Genomic DNA, 22,494 nt, shown 5'->3' on the forward strand with positions numbered 1-22,494 from the left:
CTCAATGCGGCGCTGCGCCAGGCCCCGACGCGCCGTTTTTGGCATCCCCACCAACATGACGATCCAGAATGACAGAACTGCAGGAGCTTGAGGACGACCTGGACCGCTTGACGCGGATCCAGCCGCTTGTCGTTGAAATCCTCAACAACCTCCTCAAATGTGCGATCGAGGAAACTGACGCGGCGGTGCATGAAGCCTTGGCGCGCCTCGGTCAGTTCTGCGGATCCGACCGCACCTATGTCTTTGTCGTCCGCGACGAGAACCTGCTCGACAACAGCCACGAATGGTGCGCGGACGGTATCGAGCCGATGATCGGCATGCTGCAGGGGCTAGATATCAGCCTGATCGACGCCTGGGTGGATGAGTTGCGGCAGGACCGGCCTGTCCACATCGCGGATGTGGAGGCTTTGCCGCCGCAACGGTCTGAACGGGAAATTCTTCTGGCGCAGGGCATAAAATCCCTTCTGACCGTGCCGATGTCGGACGGGGGCAAGCTTACGGGCTTTGTCGGCTTTGACGCGGTGCGCAGCAAGAAGGCGTTTCTGCCAGGCGAGATATACCTGCTCAAGTCCGTCGCGGACGTCATCATGTCGGTCCTCTGGCGGCGCGCGACCGACACCGCCTATCGCCGGGCTCAGGCCGCCCTGGACGAGGAACGTGCCTTTCTTGACAGCATCCTTCGGACCAGCGTTTCAGGCATTCTGGCTGTGGATGCGGATCGGGAAATCGTCTTTGCGAATGCGGCAGCCGAACGGGCGCTGGGGGCGGGCAAGGGTGCGCGGCTCAACTTTGAGGGTGTTACCGTAACGAGGCTGGACGGGCAGCCCCTCCTACCGGACGATCTGCCGGTTGCAACTGTCCTGCGGACGAACGAACCCATCACGGACATGCGTCTGGCCCTGCAGCAACAGGACGGGACACGCCGCTTTCTGTCGTTCAACGCGGCCCCCCTTTTTGCAGGTCAGGCCGACCGGTGCCGCGTCGTGTGTTCGGTGACGGATGTGACCGAGGAAGTTCTGGCGAGCCAGGATCTCAAGGCCGCGCTGCAGGACGCACAACAGGCAAGCCGTGCCAAGACGCGGTTCCTAGCAAACATGAGCCATGAGATGCGCACGCCGCTGAACGGCGTGCTGGGCGTGGCCGAACTCCTTGATGCTGCGCTCACCGATGCGGAACAGCGGCGGATGATCTCGGTCATCCGGGACTCCGGCGAGCTGCTTCTCAGCATCATCAATGATCTGCTCGACATGTCCAAGATCGAGGCCGACCGGCTGGAGATCGAACAGGTCATGTTCTTCCCCGCAGAACTCGCGCGGCGGATCGAGGCGACCCATACCGTTCGGGCCTCCGAGAAACATATTTCACTTTCCATCCTGACCTCTTCGGGCGCGGATATCCCGCGTCTCGGCGATCCGAACCGCATCCTGCAGATCATGCACAATGTCGTCGGCAATGCGCTCAAGTTCACCGAGGCGGGCGAGGTCACGATGGCGCTGAGCTGCGTGCCCGGCAAGCCCCTGGTGATCGACGTGCGCGACACCGGCATCGGCATGACCGAGGAACAGCTGAGCCGCATCTTCGAGGACTTCGCGCAGGCCGATACCTCTATCTCCCGGCGCTATGGCGGGACCGGTCTTGGCATGGCGATCGTCCGGCGCCTGGTCACGATGATGGGCGGCACGATCCGCATCAACAGCCGCCCCGGCGAAGGCACACAGGTGCGCATCGCGCTGCCGCTGCCCATGGACGAGACGCGGCCAACCGCGCCGATCCGGCCCGCAGAACCCGCCAGCGGCGGAATGGGCCTGAGGGTGCTTGCCGCGGATGACAACGGCACGAACCGGATGATCCTGCAGGCGATGCTGCGGAACCTTGGCGTTGAGGTCGTGATGGTCCCGGGCGGTATTCCGGCCCTTGAGGCCTATGAGCGGGAAAAGTTTGACGCGGTTCTTTTGGATATCTCCATGCCCGATCTGGATGGCATCAGCGTTCTTCGGGAACTGCGCAAACGCGGAAATCCGCCCGGTTCACCGCCGCCACCCGCGATCGCCGTAACAGCGAACGCGATGGATCATCAGATCGAGGCCTACCGCGCGGCAGGTTTTGACGGACATATCGCGAAACCGATTTCGCAAAAGACGCTGCATGAGGCGCTGGAGCGAATTCTGGCACAGCACAAGATGTCCAGGCGCTGACGCGCGTGCAGTTGGCGAGTCAGGGCGCATCCTGCGCCAGTTTCTGCAAGGCGCGCAGCAACTGGACGGCAGCGGGAGGCAGTTGCCCCATGCGGCGGCGATAGACGTGAAAGGTCCGGCGGTGACGCAGTTCGGGGATCGGCAGCGCGGCAAGTTGCCCGGCCTCGACCTCCAGCGCCACAAGCCCGCGCGGCATCCAGCACATGAGCCCGCCCTGCGCCGTCATGCTTTTCAGCATGTTGACCGACCGGGATACGACGCGGATTTCGATCGTCTCGATCCCGCGCGCGAAGAACCGGCGGCGCAATTCCCGCGTGACGGGCGTGTCCGGTGGTGGCAGCGCCCAGGGGTGCCGCGCGACCTCGGCCAGCGATATGTCACGCGCGTTGGCCAGGGGGTGGTCGGGGGTGGCATAGACCTCGACCTCATCGTGCAGGCCTTCGGGGCAGGCCAATGCGATCTCCTCGTCCAGATAAGGTTCGGGTGACACGGCCAGATCGATCTCGCCGCGTTTCAGGGCGGTCAGCAGCTTGTCCTCGATCTCTTCCACCACCAGCGCCTGAAGCCCCGGTTGCAAAGCAAGCAGGCGCCGCAGCGCCGTCGCCAGATGGCCGGATGTGACGCTGCCCACCCCGCCCACGCGAACCACCCCCCGGCTTGCCCCGCGCATCGCATTCACAAGCTGTTCGGCGTTCGACATCTCGGCGTCCACGACACTGGCGTATGGGAGCAGCGCCTTGCCATAGACGTTCAGTGCCACACCCGTCGTCGTGCGGTCAAAGAGGGGCGCGCCAAGATGCGCCTCCAGCCGCCGGATGATACGGGTCACGGCGGGCTGCGTCAGGTTCACGTCCCGCGCCGCGCGGCCAAAGCTGCCCGCCCGGGCGGTCGCAAGAAAGACGGCAAGGCTGCGCTGATCCCAAGTCATGACAAAACGGTATGGCTTTGCGCAGAGAATGACAATTCCACAACAGTGCCTTTCTGACCACGATCCTGTGGCAAGACAAAGATCCCGGCACCGCCCGGGACGGGAGGAGCTATGATCCAGTCGGGTATCGCCCGCGGCACGACCGTGCGGGATGCGGTTTTCGATCTGCTGCGCCATCACGGCATGACGACCATCTTCGGCAATCCCGGCTCGACCGAGCTGCCGATGTTCAGCGACCTGCCAGAGGGGTTCCGCTATGTCACCGGGCTGCAGGAATCCGTGGTGGTCGCCATGGCGGACGGGCACGCCCTGGCGCGCCGGGGTCCGGCCTTTGTCAATCTTCATTCGGCGGCCGGCGTGGGCCATGCGATGGGCGCGATCTATTCGGCCTTTCGCAACCGCGCGCCGGTGGTGATTACGGCCGGCCAGCAAAGCCGGCCCTTGCTGAAATCGGACCCGTTTCTCTTTGCCGAGGCGCCGACCGTGCTGCCGCAGCCCTACGTCAAATGGGCCATCGAACCCGCCCGGGCCGAGGATGTGCCGGCGGCGATCGCCCGGGCCATCCACATCGCGACCCTGCCGCCCGCGGGGCCGGTTTTCGTATCCATCCCGCTCGACGACTGGGGGAAATCCTGCGACACGCCTGTGCTGCGCGAGGTGGCGGGGCGCGCGCAGCCCGATCCCGCGCGGCTGGCCGAGGTCGCGGCGCGGCTCAACGGCGCCGACAGTCCCGTGATGGTGATGGGCGCGGGCGTTGACGCCGATGACGGCTGGGACGGCGCCGTGGCGCTCGCCGAGCAGTATCAGGCGCCGGTCTGGGTGGCGCCGCTCGCCTCGCGCTGCTCCTTTCCGGAAAGCCATCCGCTTTTTGCAGGTTTCCTGCCCGCGAATGAGGCCGACATCGAACGGCACCTTGGGGGGCATGACCTGATCCTTGCGCTCGGGGCGCCGGTCTTCACCTATCACTACGAACGCCCCGGAACGATCCCGCCCGCCGGTGCCTCGCTGATCCAGATCGTGAGCGATCCGCAACAGGCAGCGGGCGCGGTATGCGGCCTTTCGCTGGTCGGGAACCTCGCATTGTCGCTCGCCGCGCTGCGTGACCATTTCGACCAGCCGCGTCCCCCGCGCAGGGCGCCCTTGCGAACCTTTGCCGCCCCCGCGCCCGCCCGTGGTATCAGTGGCGCGATGGCGCTGCGCACCTTGCAGGACCTGCGCCCACGGGACGGCATCGTGGTCGAGGAAGCCCCTTCAAGCCGCGATGACGTCCATGACCATCTGCCCATCGACCGGCCCGGCGGCTTTTTTGCCACGGCAAGCGGGGGTCTCGGCTATGCGCTGCCGGCGGCGGTCGGTGTGGCCCTGTCCAACCCCGGTCAAACCGTGCTTGCCGTTCTGGGGGACGGGTCGTCCATGTATTCCATCCAGGGGATCTGGAGCGCGGTCGAACATGACGCGGATGTGCTTTTCGTGATCCTGAACAACGGGGGGTATGCCGCGCTTCGGGGCTTCGCCGGCAACAAGCCGGTCGTGGGCTGCGATATCGGCCACCTGTCGCTTGCGGCGATTGCCGAGGCGCAGGGCTGCCCCGCCCGCCGCGTCTCGGACCCGGCTGAGCTCGAACCGGCACTGCGCGAGGCTTTTGCCGCCCGGGGTCCCCGACTGGTGGAGGTGATGATCGACGCAGGCTGAGCCCTTGGGAGGGGGCGAGGCGAGGAACTGCAAAACAGAAGCGTATCGGAAACTCTTGAGGAGGAGGAAGAGATGATGCGGAAGGCTTTTCTGGCGGCGACGAGTGCCGCAATGCTCGGCACGCTGCCGATGGGCGCGGCCCTTGCACAGGACAACCCGGTCGACTTGCGTCTTGGGGTCTGGGTCGGCGCGACCCACCCGTTGATGGAGGGTGCCGCGGAATGGATCGCCTCGATCAACGAGGCATCCGGCGGTTCGATCACCATTACCGTCTATCCGTCGCAACAGCTGGGCGCGGCGGCGGACCATTACGATCTTGCACGCGACGGCATCGCCGATATCTCGTTCGTCAACCCGGGCTATAACGCCGGTCGCTTTCCGATCATTTCCTATGGCGAGCTGCCATTCCGCTTCAACGAGGCGGCGGCGGGGTCGCGCGCCCTTGACCAGTGGTATCGCGATTACGCCGAAACCGAGATGAGCGACGTGCAGTTCTGCATGGCCTTCATGCATTCGCCGGGCACGATCCACACCACCCGTCCCGTCACGACCCCGGCCGATCTGTCCGGCCTGTCGGTGCGGCCCGCGAACGGGACGCTGGGACAGTATCTCTCGGGCCTCGGCGCGACAACGATCCAGGCCTCGGCGGCCGAGATGCGCGACCTCCTGAGCCGGGGAACCGCCGATGGCACCGCAAGCCCCTACAGCTCGCTCGCGACTTGGGGGATAGCGGATGTCGCCACGCATCACCTCGACATGCCGATGTACACGGCGAACTTCGTCTTCGTGATCTCGCCTGTCGCCTGGTCGCGGCTCAGCGAGGCGCAGCAGGCGGTGATGAACGATCATTGTTCGACCGAATGGGCGGGCCGCATCGTCGAGGTCTGGGCCGAGGAGGACACCGTCGAGCGCGCGGTTCTGGAAGAGGACGCGGCGCATGTCTTTACCGCCCCCAACGATGCCCAGCGCGAGGAATGGCTTGCCGCGGCGGAACCGATGATCGCGCGCTGGCGGGAACTGGCGACGGCGGCGGGCATCGACGCCGAGGCCGCCGAGGCCGGTATTCAGGCCGCGATTGCCGAACATGACGCCGGGCTCTGACACCGCGGCGCAAGAGACGGGCCTCATGGCCCGGCTCATCCGCGTGATCGAGGCGGTGGCGGGCGTCTTTCTGGTGCTCATCGCGCTTTTGACGGTGACCGAGGCGGGGCTGCGCTATGCCCTCGGGATGCGCATCCCTGACGCCTATATCGGCGCGACGGCGCTGCAGGGCATCGCCATCGCCTGGGGCATCGCCTGCACCACCTGGACGCGGCGCCATATCAGCGTCGATGCGGTCTATCTGCTGGCGCCCGTCTGGGCGAAATCGGCGATCAACGTCTTTGCCTCGGCGGTCACCTTCGGGGCCATGGCCACGCTGATGTGGATGCTGTGGCGCAAGACCGGACAAAGCCTGCGCAGCGGCGAGGTCTCGAACGACCTTCTGTTGCCGCTCTGGCCCGTGATCGCGGCGACGGCCCTCGGGATCGGCGCGGCCGCAATCCTCGGTCTCATGCGCCTTCTGCGCGACGTAATCGAATTCAGGACCCGATGATGGACCCGACGACGCTTTCCTTTCTGGGCTTCGGCGCCCTGTTCCTGCTGATGATCCTGCGCGTGCCGATCGGGGTCGCGATGGGCATCGTGGGCGTGACGGGCTTTGCCGCGATGGTAAGCTGGCCGGCAGGGCTCAACCTTCTGGTCAACGCCCCCTACAGGATGATGTCCGACTATGCGCTCAGCGTCGTGCCAATGTTCGTGCTGATGGGCGTCTTTGCGGGCGCCGGCGGGCTGAGCCGGGAGCTTTTCGACGCCTCCAACACCTGGCTCGGGCATGTGCGGGGCGGGCTTGCCACGGCGACGGTGGCCGCAAGCGGCGGCTTTGCCGCGATCAACGGATCGTCCGTCGCCTGTGCCGCGACCATGACGACGGTCGCTCTGCCGGAAATGCGCCGCGCGGGCTATGCCCCGGGCTTTGCCGCCGGCGTGATCGCCGCAGGCGGGACGTTGGGCGCGATGATCCCGCCGTCGGTCTTTCTGCTTCTTTACGGGATCATCACCGAACAGAACGTCGCCAAGCTGTTCGTGGCGGGTGTGGTCCCGGGGCTGTTGGGCCTGACGCTTTACGCGATCGTGGTGCAGATCGTGGCCTGGCGCAATCCTGCCGCGATGCCCCGCGGCACCCGTGCCGGCTGGTCCGAGAGGTTCGCAGCCCTGCGGCGGCTCTGGGCCACGATGCTGCTTTTCGCGCTGGTCATCATCGGTATGTATGGCGGCTTTGTCACCGTGACCGAGGCGGCGGGTCTTGGCGCTGTCGGCGCGCTGCTGATCGGGGTGGCGCGGGGCAAGCTTCCGCCACGGGTGATCCTGCGCTGCCTGATCGACGCGCTCCAGATCACCGCCGCGATCTTTACCATCGCCGTTGGCGCGACGCTCTTCGGCTATTTCCTGACCGTGACGCAGGTGACGCAGAACCTGACCGCATTCCTTACGCAGGTGCCGCTGCCCGCTTGGGGGGTGCTTGGCCTTGTGCTGCTGGTCTATCTGGCGCTTGGGGCGGTGATGGACGAACTCGCCGTGATCCTGCTGACGGTTCCCATCGTCTTTCCAGCCATGCAGTCGCTGGGCTTTGACCCGGTCTGGTTCGGCATCGTTCTGGTGACGACGATTTCCATCGGGCTGATCTCGCCGCCGATCGGGATGAACGTCTTCGTCATCAACTCCATCGCCCGCGACGTGAAACTGACCGACATCTATCGCGGCGTCCTGCCCTTCGTGGGGGCGGACATCCTGCGGATCGTCATCCTGTGCCTGTTCCCGGCGCTCGCGCTCTGGCTGCCGGGGACGATGTGATTTTGTCTGTAGAGGAGACCGACAATGGACGGACAACCCCTTGATCTTCGCGCCCCCACCCAGTTCTTCATCAACGGCGCCTGGGTCGCGCCCAAGGGCGGGGCGCGGCTTGACGTTATTTCGCCGGTGACGGGCGAAAAGCTGATGGATTACCCTGAAGCCTCGGTTGCCGATGTGGACGACGCCGTCGCCGCCGCGCGCGCGGCATTCGACCACGGCCCCTGGCCCCGGATGACCCCCAAGGAACGCGCGGGTTATCTGCGAAAGGTCGCCGACCAGATCGAGGCCCGGCTGGGCGAGATCGCCGAAAGCTGGACCCGGCAGATGGGCGCGCCCATCACCCTCACGCGGATTCTGGCCCCGCAGAACGTGACGCTCTTTCGCTATTATGCGGATCTGATCGATTCCAACTCGTTCAGTTTCGAGGATGAGCGGACGCGCAGCAACGGCGGCCGCACCGTCGTCGCAAAAGAGCCTGTGGGCGTTTGTGCGGCGATCACGCCCTGGAACGCGCCGATGGTCCTCTTGACCTACAAGATCGCGGCGGGGCTGGCGGCGGGCTGCACCTTCGTTTCCAAACCCTCGCCCGAGACCCCGCTGGAGGCCTATATCCTTGCCGAATGCATCGAGGCGGCGGGGCTGCCCAAGGGCGTGTTCAACCTTGTCCCCGCGGGGCGCGAGGTGGGCGATTATCTCGTGCGCCACAAGGACGTGGACAAGGTGGCCTTTACCGGCTCGACTGCGGCGGGCAAGCATATCGCCGCCGTCTGCGCGGAACGTCTGGCCCGGGTGTCGCTTGAACTGGGCGGCAAGTCGGCGGCGATCCTGCTCGACGATGCGGATTTTGCGGCGGCGCTGCCGACACTGATGATGTACACGATGCCGATCACCGGGCAGGTCTGCTTTTCGCTGACCCGCATCCTCGTGCCGGAAGCTCGCGCGCAGGAATTCACCGATCTCTTCGTCGGTGCGGTCAAGGGGATCAAGGTGGGCGACCCGTCCGACCCGGCCACGCAGATGGGGCCGCTTGCCATGGGGCGCCAGCTTGAACGGGTGCAGGGCTATATCGAGGCGGGCCTGGCCGAGGGCGCCACGATCGCTATCGGCGGCGGGCGTCCCGCGGGGCTGGAGACCGGCTTTTTCATCGAGCCCACCGTCTTTACCGGCGTCACGCCCGAGATGCGAATCGCGCGCGAAGAGATCTTTGGCCCGGTCGTCTCGATCATCACCTACAAGGATGACGAGGACGCCATCGCCAAGGCCAACGCGACCGATTATGGCCTCAACGGCGCGATCTTTTCTACCGACAGCGAGCGCGCCTATGCCATGGCGCGGCGCGTCCATTCCGGCGGGCTGACGATCAACGGCAACATCATCGACCCGCTGATGCCGTTCGGGGGGGTCAAGCAATCGGGCTATGGCCGCGAAGGCGGGCTGGAAGGGATCGAGAACTACCTCGAAACCAAGACGATCCATTTCGCCTGACGAAACGGACCGGGCAGGACTTGCCCGCCCGGTCCATCCATGCAACCTCCGCCCCGCCTGCCTCAGCGCCGGGATCGTTCAGGCATCGCGACGGGCACGATCTCGTGGCCGCGAAACTGCAAACGCGGTAAGGGCGCGTCCAGATCGAGAATATTCGGATCGGCAAATCTCCCTTCCGAGACAGAGCGCCGGAGAATCGACAGGACCTCTCTCCGGCGGTCGCGCCACTGGACCTCCAACCGGGTTGCACGGCGCCCCCGGACCCCCAGCGCGTAAAAAAGACGGTCCAGCGAGGCACGAAACCGGTGCACCGCTCGTGGCGTTGAATGAGGCTCAAGCGCTTGCTGCGGCAATCCGGCCTCGGCAAGCATAGCCCTGAACTCGACCGCAGCCCGCTCGACCGCAAGCGCGGCACCACGCCTCGGCAGCCGGTGATACGGTTTCACGTCGTGGCAATAGTGCCTGATCGCCGGCGTGACCGCGTGATCAATGCCCAGCCCCATGAGGCTTTGTTGAAAATTCAGGTTCGGCGACAGTTCCGTGATCCGGCCCGCGAAATGGTGGTTGAGAAAATCCTGATCCAACAGCCGCGGGCGGAACCGTGCAAGGTAGTCGCGCAGCGCGAGCAGGATTCCATCGAGATCCCATCGGGCGGTGTCGATTAGCAGGATCCCGCTGTTGAAATATGCTGCGGGATCAACGCCGCGGGACTGGCGCAGTTCGTCGGGGCACATACGCGAATAATGCATGCCGATGTAATAGTCCCGGACCATTCCCAATCCGTGCGAAAGCGCAAGCGTTTCCAGCCAATCCGGCTTTGGCCCGAGCAGGATGTCGATATCGCAGTAGAGAACCCGGTCATAATGCGACAAGGCCCGAGGCACGAACAAACGGCCCCAGGTTGCCATGGTGAACCTTGGGTCGTCCGGCAAATAGTCCCGCGCCTCTCCCAGAAGTGTCTCGAAATGGTAGGTTACACCCGGGATCCGCGTCTGCGGAACGGAGGCCGAGATATCGCGTCGTTCCAGAAAGACGTGGACATCCATTCCCCAGCGCTGCGCGATCCGCGCGGCCACCGCGCCCGCGGGACCGGCAAGCGTCTCGTCCGACACAAGAGCGCAGGCGAGTGATGGCGTTTCGGCGTAGGATCGGGGCATCGCTTCATCCGGATTGGGCATTCGACATACCGCGGCGGACAAAACTGGACAAGCGGATCGGGATCAAGGGTTGGCGGACCGGGCATCGCGGCTTGACGACCTTTTGTTACGCAACCGGTCTCCATCCGGAGCCTTCGCGGCGACAGGTCTGCGGATCACCGGCTGCAGAATCGATGCAGTGGCTCAAGTTCGTGAACTGGCGCAACGCGCCGCAACACGCTTGGCCAAAAGGGTGACATCTGCCCCCTCCGGCCGAGTGCCAAGCACTTGGTCCTGTGTTGCGCCTTGCTTGACCGGTGTTTATCAGGATTTTTTTAATCGACTATATGGTGCCCAGGAGAGGACTCGAACCTCCACGCCTTGCGGCACAGGTACCTGAAACCTGCGCGTCTACCAATTCCGCCACCTGGGCAGGTGTCGTGAGGGGCGGTTTATCGGGGGTAATCTGCACTGTCAACGGGGTGTCATTGAAAAAGATGCGACCCAGTTGCCGCTTGTTCGGCAATGCCGGGAAGGCTAAGGAAAACCTGCACAGGCACGGAGATCGCATCATGTCGAAACTGGTCACGATCATCGGCGGCTCGGGCTTTATCGGCCGCTACATCGCCCGCCGCATGGCCAAGGAGGGCTGGCGCGTCCGCGTCGCATCCCGCCGCCCGAACGAGGCGTTGTTCGTGCGCACCTATGGCGTGGTCGGCCAGGTCGAACCCGTGTTCTGCAACATCCGGGACGATCTTTCCGTCCGGGCTGCGGTGACGGGGGCCGATGCGGTCGTGAACTGCGTCGGCATTCTGGTGAACGAGGGCAAGAACCGCTTTGACGCCGTTCAGGCAGAGGGGGCAGGCCGTGTCGCGCGGATCGCCGCCGAGGAAGGCGTGGCCCACCTGGTGCAGATTTCCGCGATCGGTGCCGATGCGGCATCCGACAGCGATTATCAGCGCAGCAAGGCGGCAGGTGAGGCTGCTGTCCTGTCGGCCTATCCGGAGGCAGTCATACTGCGCCCCTCGATCGTCTTTGGCTTCGAGGATGGCTTTTTCAACCGCTTTGCCGGGATGGCGCGGCGGATGATCGTGCTGCCGCTGGTCGGGGCCGAAACCCGGTTCCAGCCGGTTCATGTCGAGGACGTGGCCGAGGCGGCCGCGCGTGCAGCCCTCGGGCAAGCCGCGCCGGGCATCTATGAACTCGGCGGGCCGGAGGTGCTGACGCTGCGCCAGATCGTCACCGCCATGCTGCAGGAAATCCGGCGGCGCCGCGCGGTCGTGAACATGCCCTTTGGCGTGGGTGCGGCCATCGGTGGGGCACTGGACCTGATGCAGACGCTCAGCATGGGGCTTTATACCAACCGCACGCTGACCCGCGATCAGGTCCGCAACCTGCGGCGCGACAACGTGGTTGCACCCGATGCCCGCGGGTTCGAGGCGCTTGGCATCCGCCCAACGCCGTTCGAGGCGGTGATCCCGGAATACCTGTGGCGCTATCGCCCGACGGGGCAGTATGACGCCATCAAGGAATCCGCCCGCAACCTGCGCGGCTGATCAGCTGTAGGCATAGACCAGCAGCACCACGCCCAGAACGATCCGGTAGATCACATAGGGCGTGAAGCTGACGCTGCGCAGCAGGCGCATCATGAACCAGAGCGCCGCAAGCGCCGCCACGAAGGAAAAGAGCGCGGCAATCGCGCCGTCGCGCGCAGCGGCCTGATTGGCCGTCGCGATCACATCGGCGCCCATCAGCGTGGCCGAGGCGACGATGGTGGGGATCGACATCAGCATCGCAAGCCGCGCGGCCGAATGCCGGTCATAGCCAAGCGCGCGGGCGCCCGTGATCGTGGCCCCCGACCGCGAGGTTCCGGGGATCAGCGCGATTGCCTGCCAGACGCCCATGACCACCGCATCGCGGATCGTCCACTGGTCGGATTTCTTGGCCTCCATCCCCCGTTGATCCGCCCAGTAAAGCGCGATGCCGAACAGGATCATCGTCCAGCCGATCAGCGCGACGGACCGCACCACCTCCATCAAGCCGGTGATCTTGAAGATCAGGCCAAGCAGAATCACCGGGATCGTCGCGATCACCAGACAAAGCGCAAGCCGTGCCCCCGGCGTGTCCACCCGCCCCCGCGCCAGACGCCCCAGCCCGGCGAAACCGCTATGCACATCCCGCCAGAAAAACAGAACGACGGCAAAGAGCGTCCCGATATGAACCGCCACGTCGATCACGAGGCCCTGATCCTCCAGCCCGGTCAGCGCCGGCAGAAGGATGAGATGCCCCGAGGAAGAGATCGGAAGGAACTCGGTAAGCCCTTGAATAATAGAGACAAGGACGAGGTGAAGCAAAGTCATGATGCGCCTGTATTGATTCGTGACGCCAGAGTGGCCCAGCCCATGGTGGAATAATAGGTAAAATATACTTACCTATTATCGACCGCGAGCCGGTGCGCGGAGAGAGTATGTCGCAAAATTTTCTGCATATAGGTAAGCAATACTGACTTTTAATCATATTTGCACAGGTGTATCACCGCGCGAGGATAAGAGGGGCTAGCCATGGCACAACAGCGAATGCTCACGTTCGTCTCCGTCGCACGGCAGACGCCTGAAAAGCGGCCGCCGGATCTGCGCGTAGACGATTTCGGCGAAATCTACCGCGAATTCAGCCAGGACAAGGCCGCCGAACAGGCGGGCCGCTGCAGCCAGTGCGGCGTGCCCTATTGCCAGGTTCACTGTCCCGTGAACAACAACATCCCCGACTGGCTCAAGCTGACGGCCGAGGGCCGGTTGCGCGAAGCCCATGAAATCAGCCAGGCGACGAACAGCTTTCCCGAAATCTGCGGCCGCATCTGCCCGCAGGACCGCCTGTGCGAGGGGAACTGCGTCATCGAACAGTCGGGCCATGGCACCGTGACCATCGGCGCCGTCGAGAAATACATCAACGACACCGCGTGGGAGGAAGGCTGGGTCGCCCCGATCCGGCCCCATGCGGAACGCCCGGAATCCGTGGGCATCATCGGTGCAGGGCCGGGGGGGCTGGCTGCCGCCGACCGATTGCGCCGCGCCGGGGTGCAGGTGACGGTCTATGACCGCTATGACCGTGCGGGCGGGCTGATGACCTACGGCATCCCGGGCTTCAAGCTGGAAAAACCGGTCGTGATGCGCCGCGTCGAATACCTGCGCGACGGCGGCGTGAACTTCGTCGCGAACTGCAATGTGGGCGAGGATATCAGCTTCAACGCGATCCGCGGCCAGCATGACGCTGTCCTGATCGCGACCGGCGTCTACAAAAGCCGCGAGTTGACGGAAAGCGGCCATGCGGCATCCGGCGTGGTGCGGGCGCTCGACTATCTCACTGCCTCGAACCGGCTGAGCTTTGGCGATGAGGTGCCGGAGTTCGAGAACGGCGAGCTGAACGCGGAAGGCAAGCGCGTCGTGGTCATCGGCGGCGGCGATACCGCGATGGACTGCGTGCGCACCGCGATCCGCCAGAACGCGACCTCGGTCAAATGCCTCTATCGCCGGGACCGGGCCAACATGCCGGGCAGCCAGCGCGAAACCCAGAACGCCGAGGAAGAAGGCGTCGAGTTCGTCTGGCTTTCGGCGCCCAAAGGGCTGGAGGGCGACCCGGTCACCGGGGTCCATGTCCAGAAGATGCGGCTGGGCCAGCCCGATGCGACCGGCCGCCAGACGCCAGAGGTCATCCCCGGCGCCGATTATCTGGAAGAGGCCGACCTGGTGATCACCGCGCTCGGCTTTGAGCCCGAGGACCTGCCCACGCTCTGGGGGGTGCCGGAGCTTGAAGTCACCCGCTGGGGCACGATCAAGGCGGATTTCCGCAGCCACGCAACCGCGATCCCCGGCGTTTATGCCGCGGGCGACATCGTGCGCGGCGCCAGCCTGGTGGTCTGGGCGATCCGCGACGGACAGGAAGCGGCGGATTCGATCCTCGACTATCTGGGGCAGGCCGCGCAGGTGGCCGCCGAATAAAGCCCCGTGACAACCTCCGGGGGCGGCCCGCGCCCCCGCCAGCCACACGCCAAGCGGAGGTTCCCGTGCCAGACAAATCCGGTCAGTGCCTGTGCGGCGCCGTGCGGTTCACCGCGACGCGCTGGGACGAAAACGTAGGCATCTGTCATTGCCGCATGTGCCAGCGATGGACAGGCGGCCCCTTCATCACCGTGACACTTCCGGTCGATGCCGTGACGATCACCGGCGAGGACCGGATCGTGACGCGCGAGACCTCGGACTGGGCCGCACGCAGCCGCTGCGGCGATTGCGGATCACCGCTCTGGTATCGGCAGAAGGGGGGCAGCGAGTATTACGCCGCCATCGGCCTTTTCGACGACCATGACGGGCTGGTGCTGAACCACGAGATTTTCATCGACCGCAAGCCGGACACCTATGCCTTTGCGGGCGAACATGAACGCGCGACCGAGGCAGAGACGATGGCCCGGTTTGCCTCTTCGGAATGAGGAACAGAGACATGACCACCTACGATGCCGCCTGGGTCGCCGCCGAAGAAGCCAAGCGCCGCTGGATGGATGAAGTGAGCCTCTACAAGGCCGAGGACGAACATGCGTCCTGCGGGGTGGGCCTTGTCGTGTCGATCGACGGCCAGCCCAGCCGCAAGGTCGTTGCCGCGGGTATCGACGCGCTCAAGGCCGTGTGGCACCGCGGTGCCGTGGATGCCGATGGCAAGACGGGCGACGGCGCCGGCATCCATGTCCAGATCCCCGTGCCCTTCTTCTATGACAAGATCCGTCGCACGGGCCACGAACCCGACGTGACCGCACTGGTTGCCGTGGGCCAGGTATTCCTGCCCCGCACCGATTTCGCCGCGCAGGAACGCTGCCGGACGATCGTGGAAACCGAAGTGCTGCGGATGGGCCATTACATCTATGGCTGGCGCCATGTGCCCGTGAACACCGAGGTTCTGGGTGAAAAGGCCAATGCCACCCGGCCAGAGATCGAGCAGATTCTCATCCGCGACGAAAAAGGCCTGGACCGCGAGGCGTTCGAGCGCGAGCTTTATGTCATCCGCCGCCGGATCGAAAAGGCCGCCATCGCGGCACAGATCCAGGGGCTTTACCTGTGCAGCCTGTCCTGCCGGTCGATCATCTACAAGGGGATGATGCTGGCCGAGCAGGTGGCCGAGTTCTACCCCGACCTCAAGGACGAGCGGTTCGAAAGCGCCTTTGCCATCTATCACCAGCGCTATTCGACGAACACCTTCCCGCAGTGGTGGCTGGCGCAGCCGTTCCGGATGCTGGCCCATAACGGCGAGATCAACACGCTCAAGGGCAACCTGAACTGGATGCGCAGCCATGAAATCCGGATGGCGCATTCGGCCTTCGGCGATCAGGCCGAGGATATCAAGCCCATCGTGCCCTCGGGGTCGTCGGATTCGGCGGCGCTGGATTCGGTGTTCGAGGTGATGGTGCGGGCCGGGCGCAATGCGCCGATGGCCAAGACGATGCTTGTGCCGGAGGCCTGGAGCAAGATCGCAAGCGAGATGCCGAAGCCCTGGCAGGACATGTATGCCTATTGCAACGCGGTGATGGAACCGTGGGACGGCCCCGCGGCGCTTGCCATGACCGATGGCCGCTGGGTTTGCGCCGGCCTCGACCGGAACGGTCTGCGGCCGATGCGCTATGTCGTGACCGGGGACGGCCTGCTGATCGCCGGTTCGGAAACCGGTATGGTCCCGGTCGATGAAATGACCGTGCGCGAAAAGGGCGCGCTTGGCCCCGGGCAGATGATCGCCGTCGATATGGCAGAGGGCAAGCTTTACCACGACACGCCGCTCAAGAACAAACTGGCGGCCGCCCAGCCCTTTGGCGACTGGATCGAAAAGGTCGTGGACCTGAACGCCATCATGCGCGACATCCCCGAAAGTCCGCTGTTCGACGGCGCTGAACTGCGCGGCCGTCAGATCGCGGCAGGTTATACGCTGGAGGAGCTGGAGCAGGTTCTCGCGCCGATGGCCGAGGACGGCAAGGAAATGATCGCCTCGATGGGCGATGACACACCCCCCGCGGTCCTGTCGAACCAGTACCGGCCCCTGTCACACTATTTCCGCCAGAACTTCAGCCAGGTGACGAACCCGCCCATCGATTCCCTGCGCGAAAGCCGGGTGATGAGCCTCAAGACCCGGTTCGGCAACCTCAAGAACGTGCTGGACGAAGACAGCAGCCAGACCGAGATCCTCGTGCTGGAAAGCCCCTTCATCGCCAACGCGGAATTCGACCGCATGGTCGAACAGTTCGGCGAGCTGGTCGCGATCATCGACTGCACCTTCCCGCCCGATGGCGGCTCGGACAGCCTGCGGCTGGGGCTGGAACGCATCCGGGCCGAGGCAGAGGACGCCGTGCGGTCCGGCGCAGGGCATCTGGTCCTGACGGATCAGCATCTGGACGCATCGCGTGTGGGCATGCCGATGATCCTTGCGACCAGCGCCGTGCACAGCTGGCTGACGCGCAAGGGCCTGCGCACCTTCTGTTCGATCAACGTGCGCTCGGCCGAATGTATCGACCCGCATTATTTCGCGGTGCTGATCGGCTGCGGCGCGACCACGGTGAACGCCTATCTGGCACAGGATTCCATCGCCGACCGCATCAACCGCGGCCTGATCGAGGGTAGCCTGACGGACGCGATGCGCCGGTATCGCGATGCAATCGACGCGGGCCTTCTCAAGATCATGTCCAAGATGGGGATCTCGGTGATCTCTTCCTATCGCGGCGGGCTGAACTTCGAGGCGGTCGGGCTGAGCCGGGCGATGGTCGCGGAATACTTCCCCGGCATGCAGAGCCGCATTTCCGGCATTGGCGTCGGCGGCATCCAGAAAAAGCTGGAAGAGGTCCATGCCCGCGGCTTCCGCACCCATGACCAGATCCTGCCCATCGGCGGTTTCTACAAGGCGCGCCGGGCCGGCGAGAAACACGCATGGGAGGCGCAGACGATGCACATGCTGCAGGCGGCCTGCGACCGGGCATCCTATGACATGTGGAAACAGTATTCGGCGGCGCTGCGGGCCAACCCGCCGATCCATCTGCGCGACCTTCTGGACATCAAGCCCCTGGGCAAGCCGATCCCGATCGAAGAGGTGGAATCCATCACCTCGATCCGCAAGCGCTTTGTCACGCCCGGGATGTCGCTGGGCGCGCTGAGCCCCGAGGCGCACAAGACGCTGAACGTCGCGATGAACCGCATCGGCGCGAAGTCCGACAGCGGCGAGGGCGGCGAGGACCCGGCGCATTTCCATCCCGAAGCGAACGGCGACAACCCGAGCGCCAAGATCAAGCAGGTGGCCTCGGGCCGGTTCGGCGTCACGGCCGAATACCTGAACGCCTGCGAGGAGCTGGAGATCAAGGTCGCCCAGGGCGCCAAGCCCGGCGAAGGCGGGCAGCTTCCGGGGATGAAGGTCACGCAACTGATCGCGCGGCTGCGTCATTCGACGCCGGGCGTGACGCTGATCAGCCCGCCGCCGCATCACGACATCTACTCGATCGAAGACCTCGCGCAGCTGATCTATGACCTCAAGCAGATCAACCCGCGGGCCAAGGTGACGGTGAAGCTGGTGTCGCAGTCGGGCGTCGGCACCATCGCGGCTGGCGTGGCCAAGGCGAAGGCCGACATCATCCTGATCTCGGGCCATAACGGCGGCACCGGGGCAAGCCCGGGCACCAGCATCAAGTATGCGGGTCTGCCGTGGGAGATGGGCCTGACCGAGGCGCATCAGGTTCTGGCGATGAACAACCTGCGTGAACGCATCACGCTGCGCACCGATGGCGGGCTCCGCACAGGGCGCGACATCATCATCGCCGCGATGATGGGGGCCGAGGAATACGGCATCGGCACCGCCGCCCTGATCGCCATGGGCTGCATCATGGTGCGCCAATGCCAGTCGAACACCTGCCCCGTGGGCGTCTGCACGCAGGACGAAAAGCTCCGCGCCAAGTTCACCGGCAGCGCGGACAAGGTGGTGAATCTCATCACCTTCTATGCGCAAGAGGTGCGGGAGCTGCTGGCCTCCATCGGCGCGCGGTCGATCGACGAGATCATCGGGCGGGCGGACCTGCTGACGCAGGTCAGCCGTGGTGCGGCGCATCTCGACGACCTCGATCTCAACCCGCTGCTGATCACGGTCGATGGATCGCACAAGATCACCTATGACCGGTCCAAGCCGCGCAACGCGGTGCCGGACACGCTGGATGCCGAGATCATCCGCGACGGTGCGCGCTTCTTCGAGGATGGCGAAAAGATGCAGCTGTCCTATGCCGTGCGGAACACACACCGCACCATCGGAACGCGTGCATCGAGCCATATCGTCCAGCGCTTCGGGATGCGCAACGACCTGCAGCCCGATCACCTGACGGTCAAGCTGAGCGGCAGCGCAGGTCAGTCGCTCGGGGCCTTTGCCGCGCCGGGCCTCAAGATCGAGGTGTCGGGCGACGCCAATGACTATGTCGGCAAGGGCCTGTCGGGTGGCACCATCGTCGTGCGCCCGCCGATGGCAAGCCCCCTGACCGCGGCTGATAACACGATCATCGGCAACACCGTCCTTTATGGCGCAACCGATGGCTATCTCTTTGCGGCCGGCCGGGCGGGCGAACGCTTTGCCGTCCGCAACTCGGGCGCGCGGGTGGTGGTCGAGGGATGTGGGTCGAACGGGTGCGAATACATGACGGGCGGGGTTGCGGTGATCCTTGGCCGGATCGGCGCGAACTTTGGCGCCGGGATGACCGGGGGCATGGCCTATGTCCATGATCCGGACGGCACAGCCGAGGAACTGATGAACCTCGAAACGCTGGTGACCTGCGCCGTGACCGTCCCGCATTGGGAGGCACAGCTGCGTGACCTGATCGAGCGGCATGTCCGGGAAACCGGCAGCCAGAAGGCGCAGAAGATCCTTCAGGACTGGGAGACGGAGCGGTTCAACTTCCTCCAGATCTGCCCGAAGGAAATGCTCATCCGCCTGCCCGCGCCCCTGAGCGAGGAGCCCCGGGCCGTCCCGGCGGAGTGATCAGCCAAGCGGCCGGATGACCCGACAGGGGTTTCCGGCCGCCAGCACATTCGGCGGCAGGTCGCGGGTGACGACCGCGCCCGCCCCGACCACCGTGTTTTCGCCGATCGTCACGCCCGGACAGACGATTGCGCCGCCGCCCAGCCAGACGCCATCGCCGATGACGACCGGCTGCGCGCTTTCCCAACCGGCGCGGCGCCGTGCAGCATCCAGCGGATGGGTGGCCGTGTAGATATGGACCGCCGGTGCGATCTGCACCTCGGCGCCGATGGCGATCGTGTTGCAGTCCAGAAAGACGCAGTCGTAGTTGACGAAGCTGCGCGGGCCGACCGTGATGTTATAGCCGTAGTCGCAGCGCAGGCTGGGCTTGATGACCGTATCTTCGCCCAAGGCGCCCAGAAGTTCGGACAGCAGGGCATGTCGCAAACCGGCCTGATCGGCAGCGCTGCGGTTGAAGCGTTCCAGCAACGCCTGCGCGCGCAGATGCTCGGCGACAAGTTCGGGATCAGAGGCGAAGTAATCCTCTCCTGCCAGCATCTTCTGCTTTTCGCTGCGGTTGGTCATGGCGGAATGCTCCCCGTTCCGAGGTGATCGCGCGCTTGACCCGGTGGCAACAGCCATGATGAAAGGGCGCATGGCGAAAAGAGCAGCAAAATCGACTGCCCGCAAGTCGCGGGGCGCAGCCTTGTCTTCACGGCGGAGGCTTGCCGGCCTGGCCCTTGGCTGGGCCTTGCGGGGACTGGCCGCCGTTGCGGCGTTTTTCGTCCTGCTGGTCGTGCTCTTTTCCTTCGTCACGCCGCCCCGGGGCATCTACATGATCGCCGAGGCCCGGCGTCTGGGCGGGATCGAGCGCGAATGGGTGCCGATGAACCGGATCAGCCCCAACATGCAGCGCGCCGCTGTCGCCGCCGAAGACGCGAATTTCTGCCTCCACTGGGGGTTCGACATGATCGAGATCCGCCGCGCGCTCGATCAGGGCAGCAGCCGGGGCGCCTCGACCATCAGCCAGCAGGTGGTGAAGAACGTGTTCCTCTGGCACGGGCGGAACTGGTCGCGCAAGGCGATGGAGGCCGTGCTGACGCCGGTGGTGGAGACCTTCTGGTCCAAGCGGCGCATCCTTGAGGTTTATCTCAACGTCGCCGAGTTCGATGAGGGCGTGTTCGGCATCGAGGCGGCGGCCCGCCACTATTTCGGCACCGATGCGGCCTCACTCTCGCCGCAGCAGGCGGGGCGGCTGGCGGCGATCCTGCCCGACCCCAAGGGCCGCAGCGCGTCGAACCCGTCCGACTTCGTGCGCCGCAGGGGCGCCGCCATCGCCGATGGCGCGGCGACCATTCGCGCCGACGGACGGTCCGCCTGCTTCGAGGGTTGAGTTTCCGCGCCCCGCAAGGCAGGAAGGGCCAGCCGTTTCCCAGCAGAGTGAAGAAGAATGACGCGTCTTTTCCACGTTCCCCTCTCGCCCTTCTGCCGCAAGGTCCGCCTGACGCTGGCGGAAAAGAAGATCGAGGTGGAGCTGATCGAGGAACGCTTTTGGGAACAGAGCCCGGAGTTCCTCCGCCGCAACCCCGCCGGCAAGGTGCCCGTCCTCAAATATGAAAACCGCCTGCTGAGCGAAAGCCAGGCGATCTGCGAGTATCTGGACGAAGTTCATCCCAATCCGCCGCTCTTCCCGCGCTCGCCGGCCGACCGGTTCGAGGTGCGGCGTCTGTGTTCCTGGTTCGACGACAAGTTCCACCATGAGGTGACGGCGAACCTGCTTTATGAACGCGTCAACAAGAAGCTGACCGGGCAGGGCTATCCCGAAAGCCGCAACGTCAAGACCGGCGCGCAGAAGATCAAGTATCACCTCGATTACATGGGCTGGTTGCTGGATCAGCGCCGCTGGCTCGCGGGCGACGCGATGACCCTTGCCGATTTCGCCGCGGCCGCCCATCTGTCCTGTCTCGATTACATCAGCGACGTGGACTGGAACCGGAATGCCAATGTGAAGGACTGGTACGCCAAGATCAAATCGCGCCCCTCGTTCCGCGCGATCCTTGCCGATCAGGTGCCGGGATTCCCGCCCCCCTCGCACTACGCGGATCTGGATTTTTGAACGAGACGCTCCGCAACGAACTCGAAGAGGCCGCGCGCCAAGAAGGCTTTGCGAAACTCGGCATCTGCGCCCCGGATGCCATCCCAGAGGCCGCCGGGCGGCTGGCGCAGTTCCTTGCCGATGGACGGCACGGCGACATGGGCTGGATGGCGGAACGCACGGCGTGGCGGGGCGATCCGGCCAGCCTCTGGCGTGACGCCCGTTCGGTCATCATGCTGGCCGAGCTTTACACCCCCAGCCACGACCCGAGAGAGGACACCGCGCAGCCCGACCGCGCAGCCATTTCGGTCTATGCCCAGAACAGGGACTATCACGATCTGGTCAAAAAGCGGCTCAAGCGACTGGGCCGCTGGCTGCTCGACCGTGCGGGCGGGGAGATCAAGGTCTTTGTCGATACGGCGCCGGTCATGGAAAAACCGCTGGCCGAGGCGGCAGGGCTGGGATGGCAGGGCAAGCACACGAACCTGCTCGCCCGCGATCTGGGAAACTGGTTCTTTCTGGGGGCGATCTTTACCACGCTCGATCTGCCGCGCGACAGGCCCGGGCGGGAAACCTGCGGGTCCTGCACGGCCTGCCTCGATGCCTGCCCGACCGCGGCCTTTCCCGCGCCGTTTCAACTCGATGCGCGCCGCTGCATTTCCTACCTGACGATCGAGCACAAGGGCCCGGTCGACCCCGAATTGCGGCCGCTTCTTGGCAACCGGATCTATGGCTGCGACGACTGCCTTGCCGCCTGCCCCTGGAACAAGTTTGCGGCCGAGGCGAGCGAGCTTCGCTATGCCGCCCGGCCCGACCTGCGCGCGCCGCCGCTGGCGGAACTTGCCCAACTGGACGACACCGCCTTTCGCGAAAGGTTCTCGGGCAGCCCGATCAAGCGCATCGGCAGGAACCGTTTCGTAAGGAACGTGCTTTATGCCATCGGCAATTCGGGCCTGCCGCAGCTTTTGCCCGATGCAAGGCGGCTGACGGATGATGCCGATCCGACGGTCGCGGATGCCGCACGCTGGGCTGTCGGGCGCCTGAAATAGGCACGACACGCGG

The 22,494-nt window shown here is 65.0% G+C and carries 17 protein-coding genes and 1 tRNA gene; 13 read left to right on the plus strand and 5 right to left on the minus strand.

Annotation, left to right across the window (positions count from 1 at the left end):
* The first annotated feature begins 68 nt into the window (after positions 1 to 68).
* Positions 69 to 2,195, plus strand: coding sequence for a hybrid sensor histidine kinase/response regulator (locus ACFSGJ_RS15035; protein WP_390263517.1), 2,127 nt, complete (start codon positions 69 to 71; stop codon positions 2,193 to 2,195).
* Between the two features lie 19 nt (positions 2,196 to 2,214).
* On the opposite strand, the gene ACFSGJ_RS15040 is transcribed toward ACFSGJ_RS15035, so the two are convergent.
* Entirely contained in the window at positions 2,215 to 3,123 is a 909-nt protein-coding gene (locus ACFSGJ_RS15040) for a LysR family transcriptional regulator (RefSeq protein ID WP_390263520.1), read from the minus strand.
* A gap of 111 nt (positions 3,124 to 3,234) precedes the next feature.
* Between ACFSGJ_RS15040 and mdlC the strand changes: the two genes are divergently transcribed.
* The 5 genes from mdlC to ACFSGJ_RS15065 all read left to right on the plus strand — a co-directional run bounded on the left by mdlC (position 3,235) and on the right by ACFSGJ_RS15065 (position 9,192).
* On the plus strand, positions 3,235 to 4,815 hold the full coding sequence (mdlC, locus tag ACFSGJ_RS15045) for a benzoylformate decarboxylase (RefSeq protein WP_390263522.1): 1,581 nt from the start codon (positions 3,235 to 3,237) through the stop codon (positions 4,813 to 4,815).
* 72 nt (positions 4,816 to 4,887) lie between these two features.
* The gene (locus ACFSGJ_RS15050) at positions 4,888 to 5,916 is read left to right on the plus strand and encodes a TRAP transporter substrate-binding protein (RefSeq protein ID WP_390263525.1); all 1,029 of its coding nucleotides are present in this window, start codon (positions 4,888 to 4,890) and stop codon (positions 5,914 to 5,916) included.
* Between the two features lie 25 nt (positions 5,917 to 5,941).
* A complete protein-coding gene (locus ACFSGJ_RS15055; protein ID WP_390263528.1) occupies positions 5,942 to 6,409 on the plus strand; it encodes a TRAP transporter small permease in 468 nt (155 codons plus the stop codon).
* The gene (locus ACFSGJ_RS15060; RefSeq protein ID WP_390263531.1) at positions 6,409 to 7,707 is read left to right on the plus strand and encodes a TRAP transporter large permease; all 1,299 of its coding nucleotides are present in this window, start codon (positions 6,409 to 6,411) and stop codon (positions 7,705 to 7,707) included. The genes ACFSGJ_RS15055 and ACFSGJ_RS15060 overlap by 1 nt, the downstream gene beginning before the upstream one ends.
* A 24-nt stretch (positions 7,708 to 7,731) precedes the next feature.
* Complete coding sequence (locus ACFSGJ_RS15065) at positions 7,732 to 9,192, plus strand: aldehyde dehydrogenase (protein WP_390263534.1); 1,461 nt, start codon at positions 7,732 to 7,734, stop codon at positions 9,190 to 9,192.
* 62 nt (positions 9,193 to 9,254) lie between these two features.
* On the opposite strand, the gene ACFSGJ_RS15070 is transcribed toward ACFSGJ_RS15065, so the two are convergent.
* Both ACFSGJ_RS15070 and ACFSGJ_RS15075 read right to left on the minus strand, forming a co-directional pair.
* Positions 9,255 to 10,349: a glycosyltransferase gene (locus ACFSGJ_RS15070; protein ID WP_390263537.1), complete on the minus strand. Its 1,095-nt coding sequence runs from the start codon at positions 10,347 to 10,349 to the stop codon at positions 9,255 to 9,257.
* 327 nt (positions 10,350 to 10,676) lie between these two features.
* Positions 10,677 to 10,761: transfer RNA gene (locus ACFSGJ_RS15075), tRNA-Leu, on the minus strand.
* 139 nt (positions 10,762 to 10,900) lie between these two features.
* On the opposite strand from ACFSGJ_RS15075, the gene ACFSGJ_RS15080 reads away from it, so the two are divergent.
* A complete protein-coding gene (locus tag ACFSGJ_RS15080) occupies positions 10,901 to 11,884 on the plus strand; it encodes a complex I NDUFA9 subunit family protein (RefSeq protein WP_390263539.1) in 984 nt (327 codons plus the stop codon).
* Here the strand turns inward: ACFSGJ_RS15080 and ACFSGJ_RS15085 are convergent, their stop codons facing one another.
* On the minus strand, positions 11,885 to 12,688 hold the full coding sequence (locus ACFSGJ_RS15085; protein ID WP_390263542.1) for an undecaprenyl-diphosphate phosphatase: 804 nt from the start codon (positions 12,686 to 12,688) through the stop codon (positions 11,885 to 11,887).
* A 201-nt stretch (positions 12,689 to 12,889) separates the two neighbouring features.
* Between ACFSGJ_RS15085 and ACFSGJ_RS15090 the strand changes: the two genes are divergently transcribed.
* From ACFSGJ_RS15090 to gltB, 3 genes are all read left to right on the plus strand, one after another.
* Positions 12,890 to 14,323 (plus strand): NAD(P)-dependent oxidoreductase, encoded by a 1,434-nt coding sequence (locus tag ACFSGJ_RS15090; RefSeq protein WP_390263545.1) that lies wholly within the window; start codon positions 12,890 to 12,892, stop codon positions 14,321 to 14,323.
* 65 nt (positions 14,324 to 14,388) lie between these two features.
* Positions 14,389 to 14,808, plus strand: a complete 420-nt coding sequence (locus ACFSGJ_RS15095) for a GFA family protein (RefSeq protein WP_390263547.1) — start codon at positions 14,389 to 14,391, stop codon at positions 14,806 to 14,808.
* A gap of 11 nt (positions 14,809 to 14,819) precedes the next feature.
* On the plus strand, positions 14,820 to 19,358 hold the full coding sequence (gltB, locus tag ACFSGJ_RS15100; protein ID WP_390263550.1) for a glutamate synthase large subunit: 4,539 nt from the start codon (positions 14,820 to 14,822) through the stop codon (positions 19,356 to 19,358).
* On the opposite strand, the gene ACFSGJ_RS15105 is transcribed toward gltB, so the two are convergent.
* Complete coding sequence (locus tag ACFSGJ_RS15105) at positions 19,359 to 19,922, minus strand: sugar O-acetyltransferase (RefSeq protein ID WP_390263553.1); 564 nt, start codon at positions 19,920 to 19,922, stop codon at positions 19,359 to 19,361.
* A gap of 70 nt (positions 19,923 to 19,992) precedes the next feature.
* Here ACFSGJ_RS15105 and mtgA point away from each other — a divergent pair, with 70 nt between their 5' ends.
* From mtgA to queG, 3 genes are read left to right on the plus strand one after another with little or no spacing between them, the layout of a single operon-like run.
* A complete protein-coding gene (mtgA, locus tag ACFSGJ_RS15110) occupies positions 19,993 to 20,730 on the plus strand; it encodes a monofunctional biosynthetic peptidoglycan transglycosylase (protein WP_390263557.1) in 738 nt (245 codons plus the stop codon).
* Positions 20,731 to 20,787: 57 nt separating this feature from the next.
* A complete protein-coding gene (gene fzlA / locus ACFSGJ_RS15115) occupies positions 20,788 to 21,453 on the plus strand; it encodes an FtsZ-binding protein FzlA (protein WP_390263559.1) in 666 nt (221 codons plus the stop codon).
* The gene (gene queG / locus ACFSGJ_RS15120) at positions 21,450 to 22,481 is read left to right on the plus strand and encodes a tRNA epoxyqueuosine(34) reductase QueG (RefSeq protein ID WP_390263562.1); all 1,032 of its coding nucleotides are present in this window, start codon (positions 21,450 to 21,452) and stop codon (positions 22,479 to 22,481) included. The genes fzlA and queG overlap by 4 nt, the downstream gene beginning before the upstream one ends.
* The last annotated feature ends 13 nt before the right edge of the window (positions 22,482 to 22,494 follow it).

The organism is Halodurantibacterium flavum, assembly GCF_042681825.1.
Taxonomy (GTDB): Bacteria; Pseudomonadota; Alphaproteobacteria; order Rhodobacterales; family Rhodobacteraceae; genus Halodurantibacterium; species Halodurantibacterium flavum.

What these genes read in the sequence shown, in the direction of transcription:
- ACFSGJ_RS15035 (WP_390263517.1), top strand. Translation starts at nt 69, where the DNA reads ATGACAGAACTGCAGGAGCTTGAGGACGACCTGGACCGCTTGACGCGG.
- ACFSGJ_RS15040 (WP_390263520.1), bottom strand. Translation starts at nt 3,123, where the DNA reads ATGACTTGGGATCAGCGCAGCCTTGCCGTCTTTCTTGCGACCGCCCGG.
- mdlC (WP_390263522.1), top strand. Translation starts at nt 3,235, where the DNA reads ATGATCCAGTCGGGTATCGCCCGCGGCACGACCGTGCGGGATGCGGTT.
- ACFSGJ_RS15050 (WP_390263525.1), top strand. Translation starts at nt 4,888, where the DNA reads ATGATGCGGAAGGCTTTTCTGGCGGCGACGAGTGCCGCAATGCTCGGC.
- ACFSGJ_RS15055 (WP_390263528.1), top strand. Translation starts at nt 5,942, where the DNA reads ATGGCCCGGCTCATCCGCGTGATCGAGGCGGTGGCGGGCGTCTTTCTG.
- ACFSGJ_RS15060 (WP_390263531.1), top strand. Translation starts at nt 6,409, where the DNA reads ATGGACCCGACGACGCTTTCCTTTCTGGGCTTCGGCGCCCTGTTCCTG.
- ACFSGJ_RS15065 (WP_390263534.1), top strand. Translation starts at nt 7,732, where the DNA reads ATGGACGGACAACCCCTTGATCTTCGCGCCCCCACCCAGTTCTTCATC.
- ACFSGJ_RS15070 (WP_390263537.1), bottom strand. Translation starts at nt 10,349, where the DNA reads ATGCCCCGATCCTACGCCGAAACGCCATCACTCGCCTGCGCTCTTGTG.
- ACFSGJ_RS15080 (WP_390263539.1), top strand. Translation starts at nt 10,901, where the DNA reads ATGTCGAAACTGGTCACGATCATCGGCGGCTCGGGCTTTATCGGCCGC.
- ACFSGJ_RS15085 (WP_390263542.1), bottom strand. Translation starts at nt 12,688, where the DNA reads ATGACTTTGCTTCACCTCGTCCTTGTCTCTATTATTCAAGGGCTTACC.
- ACFSGJ_RS15090 (WP_390263545.1), top strand. Translation starts at nt 12,890, where the DNA reads ATGGCACAACAGCGAATGCTCACGTTCGTCTCCGTCGCACGGCAGACG.
- gltB (WP_390263550.1), top strand. Translation starts at nt 14,820, where the DNA reads ATGACCACCTACGATGCCGCCTGGGTCGCCGCCGAAGAAGCCAAGCGC.
- ACFSGJ_RS15105 (WP_390263553.1), bottom strand. Translation starts at nt 19,922, where the DNA reads ATGACCAACCGCAGCGAAAAGCAGAAGATGCTGGCAGGAGAGGATTAC.
- mtgA (WP_390263557.1), top strand. Translation starts at nt 19,993, where the DNA reads ATGGCGAAAAGAGCAGCAAAATCGACTGCCCGCAAGTCGCGGGGCGCA.
- fzlA (WP_390263559.1), top strand. Translation starts at nt 20,788, where the DNA reads ATGACGCGTCTTTTCCACGTTCCCCTCTCGCCCTTCTGCCGCAAGGTC.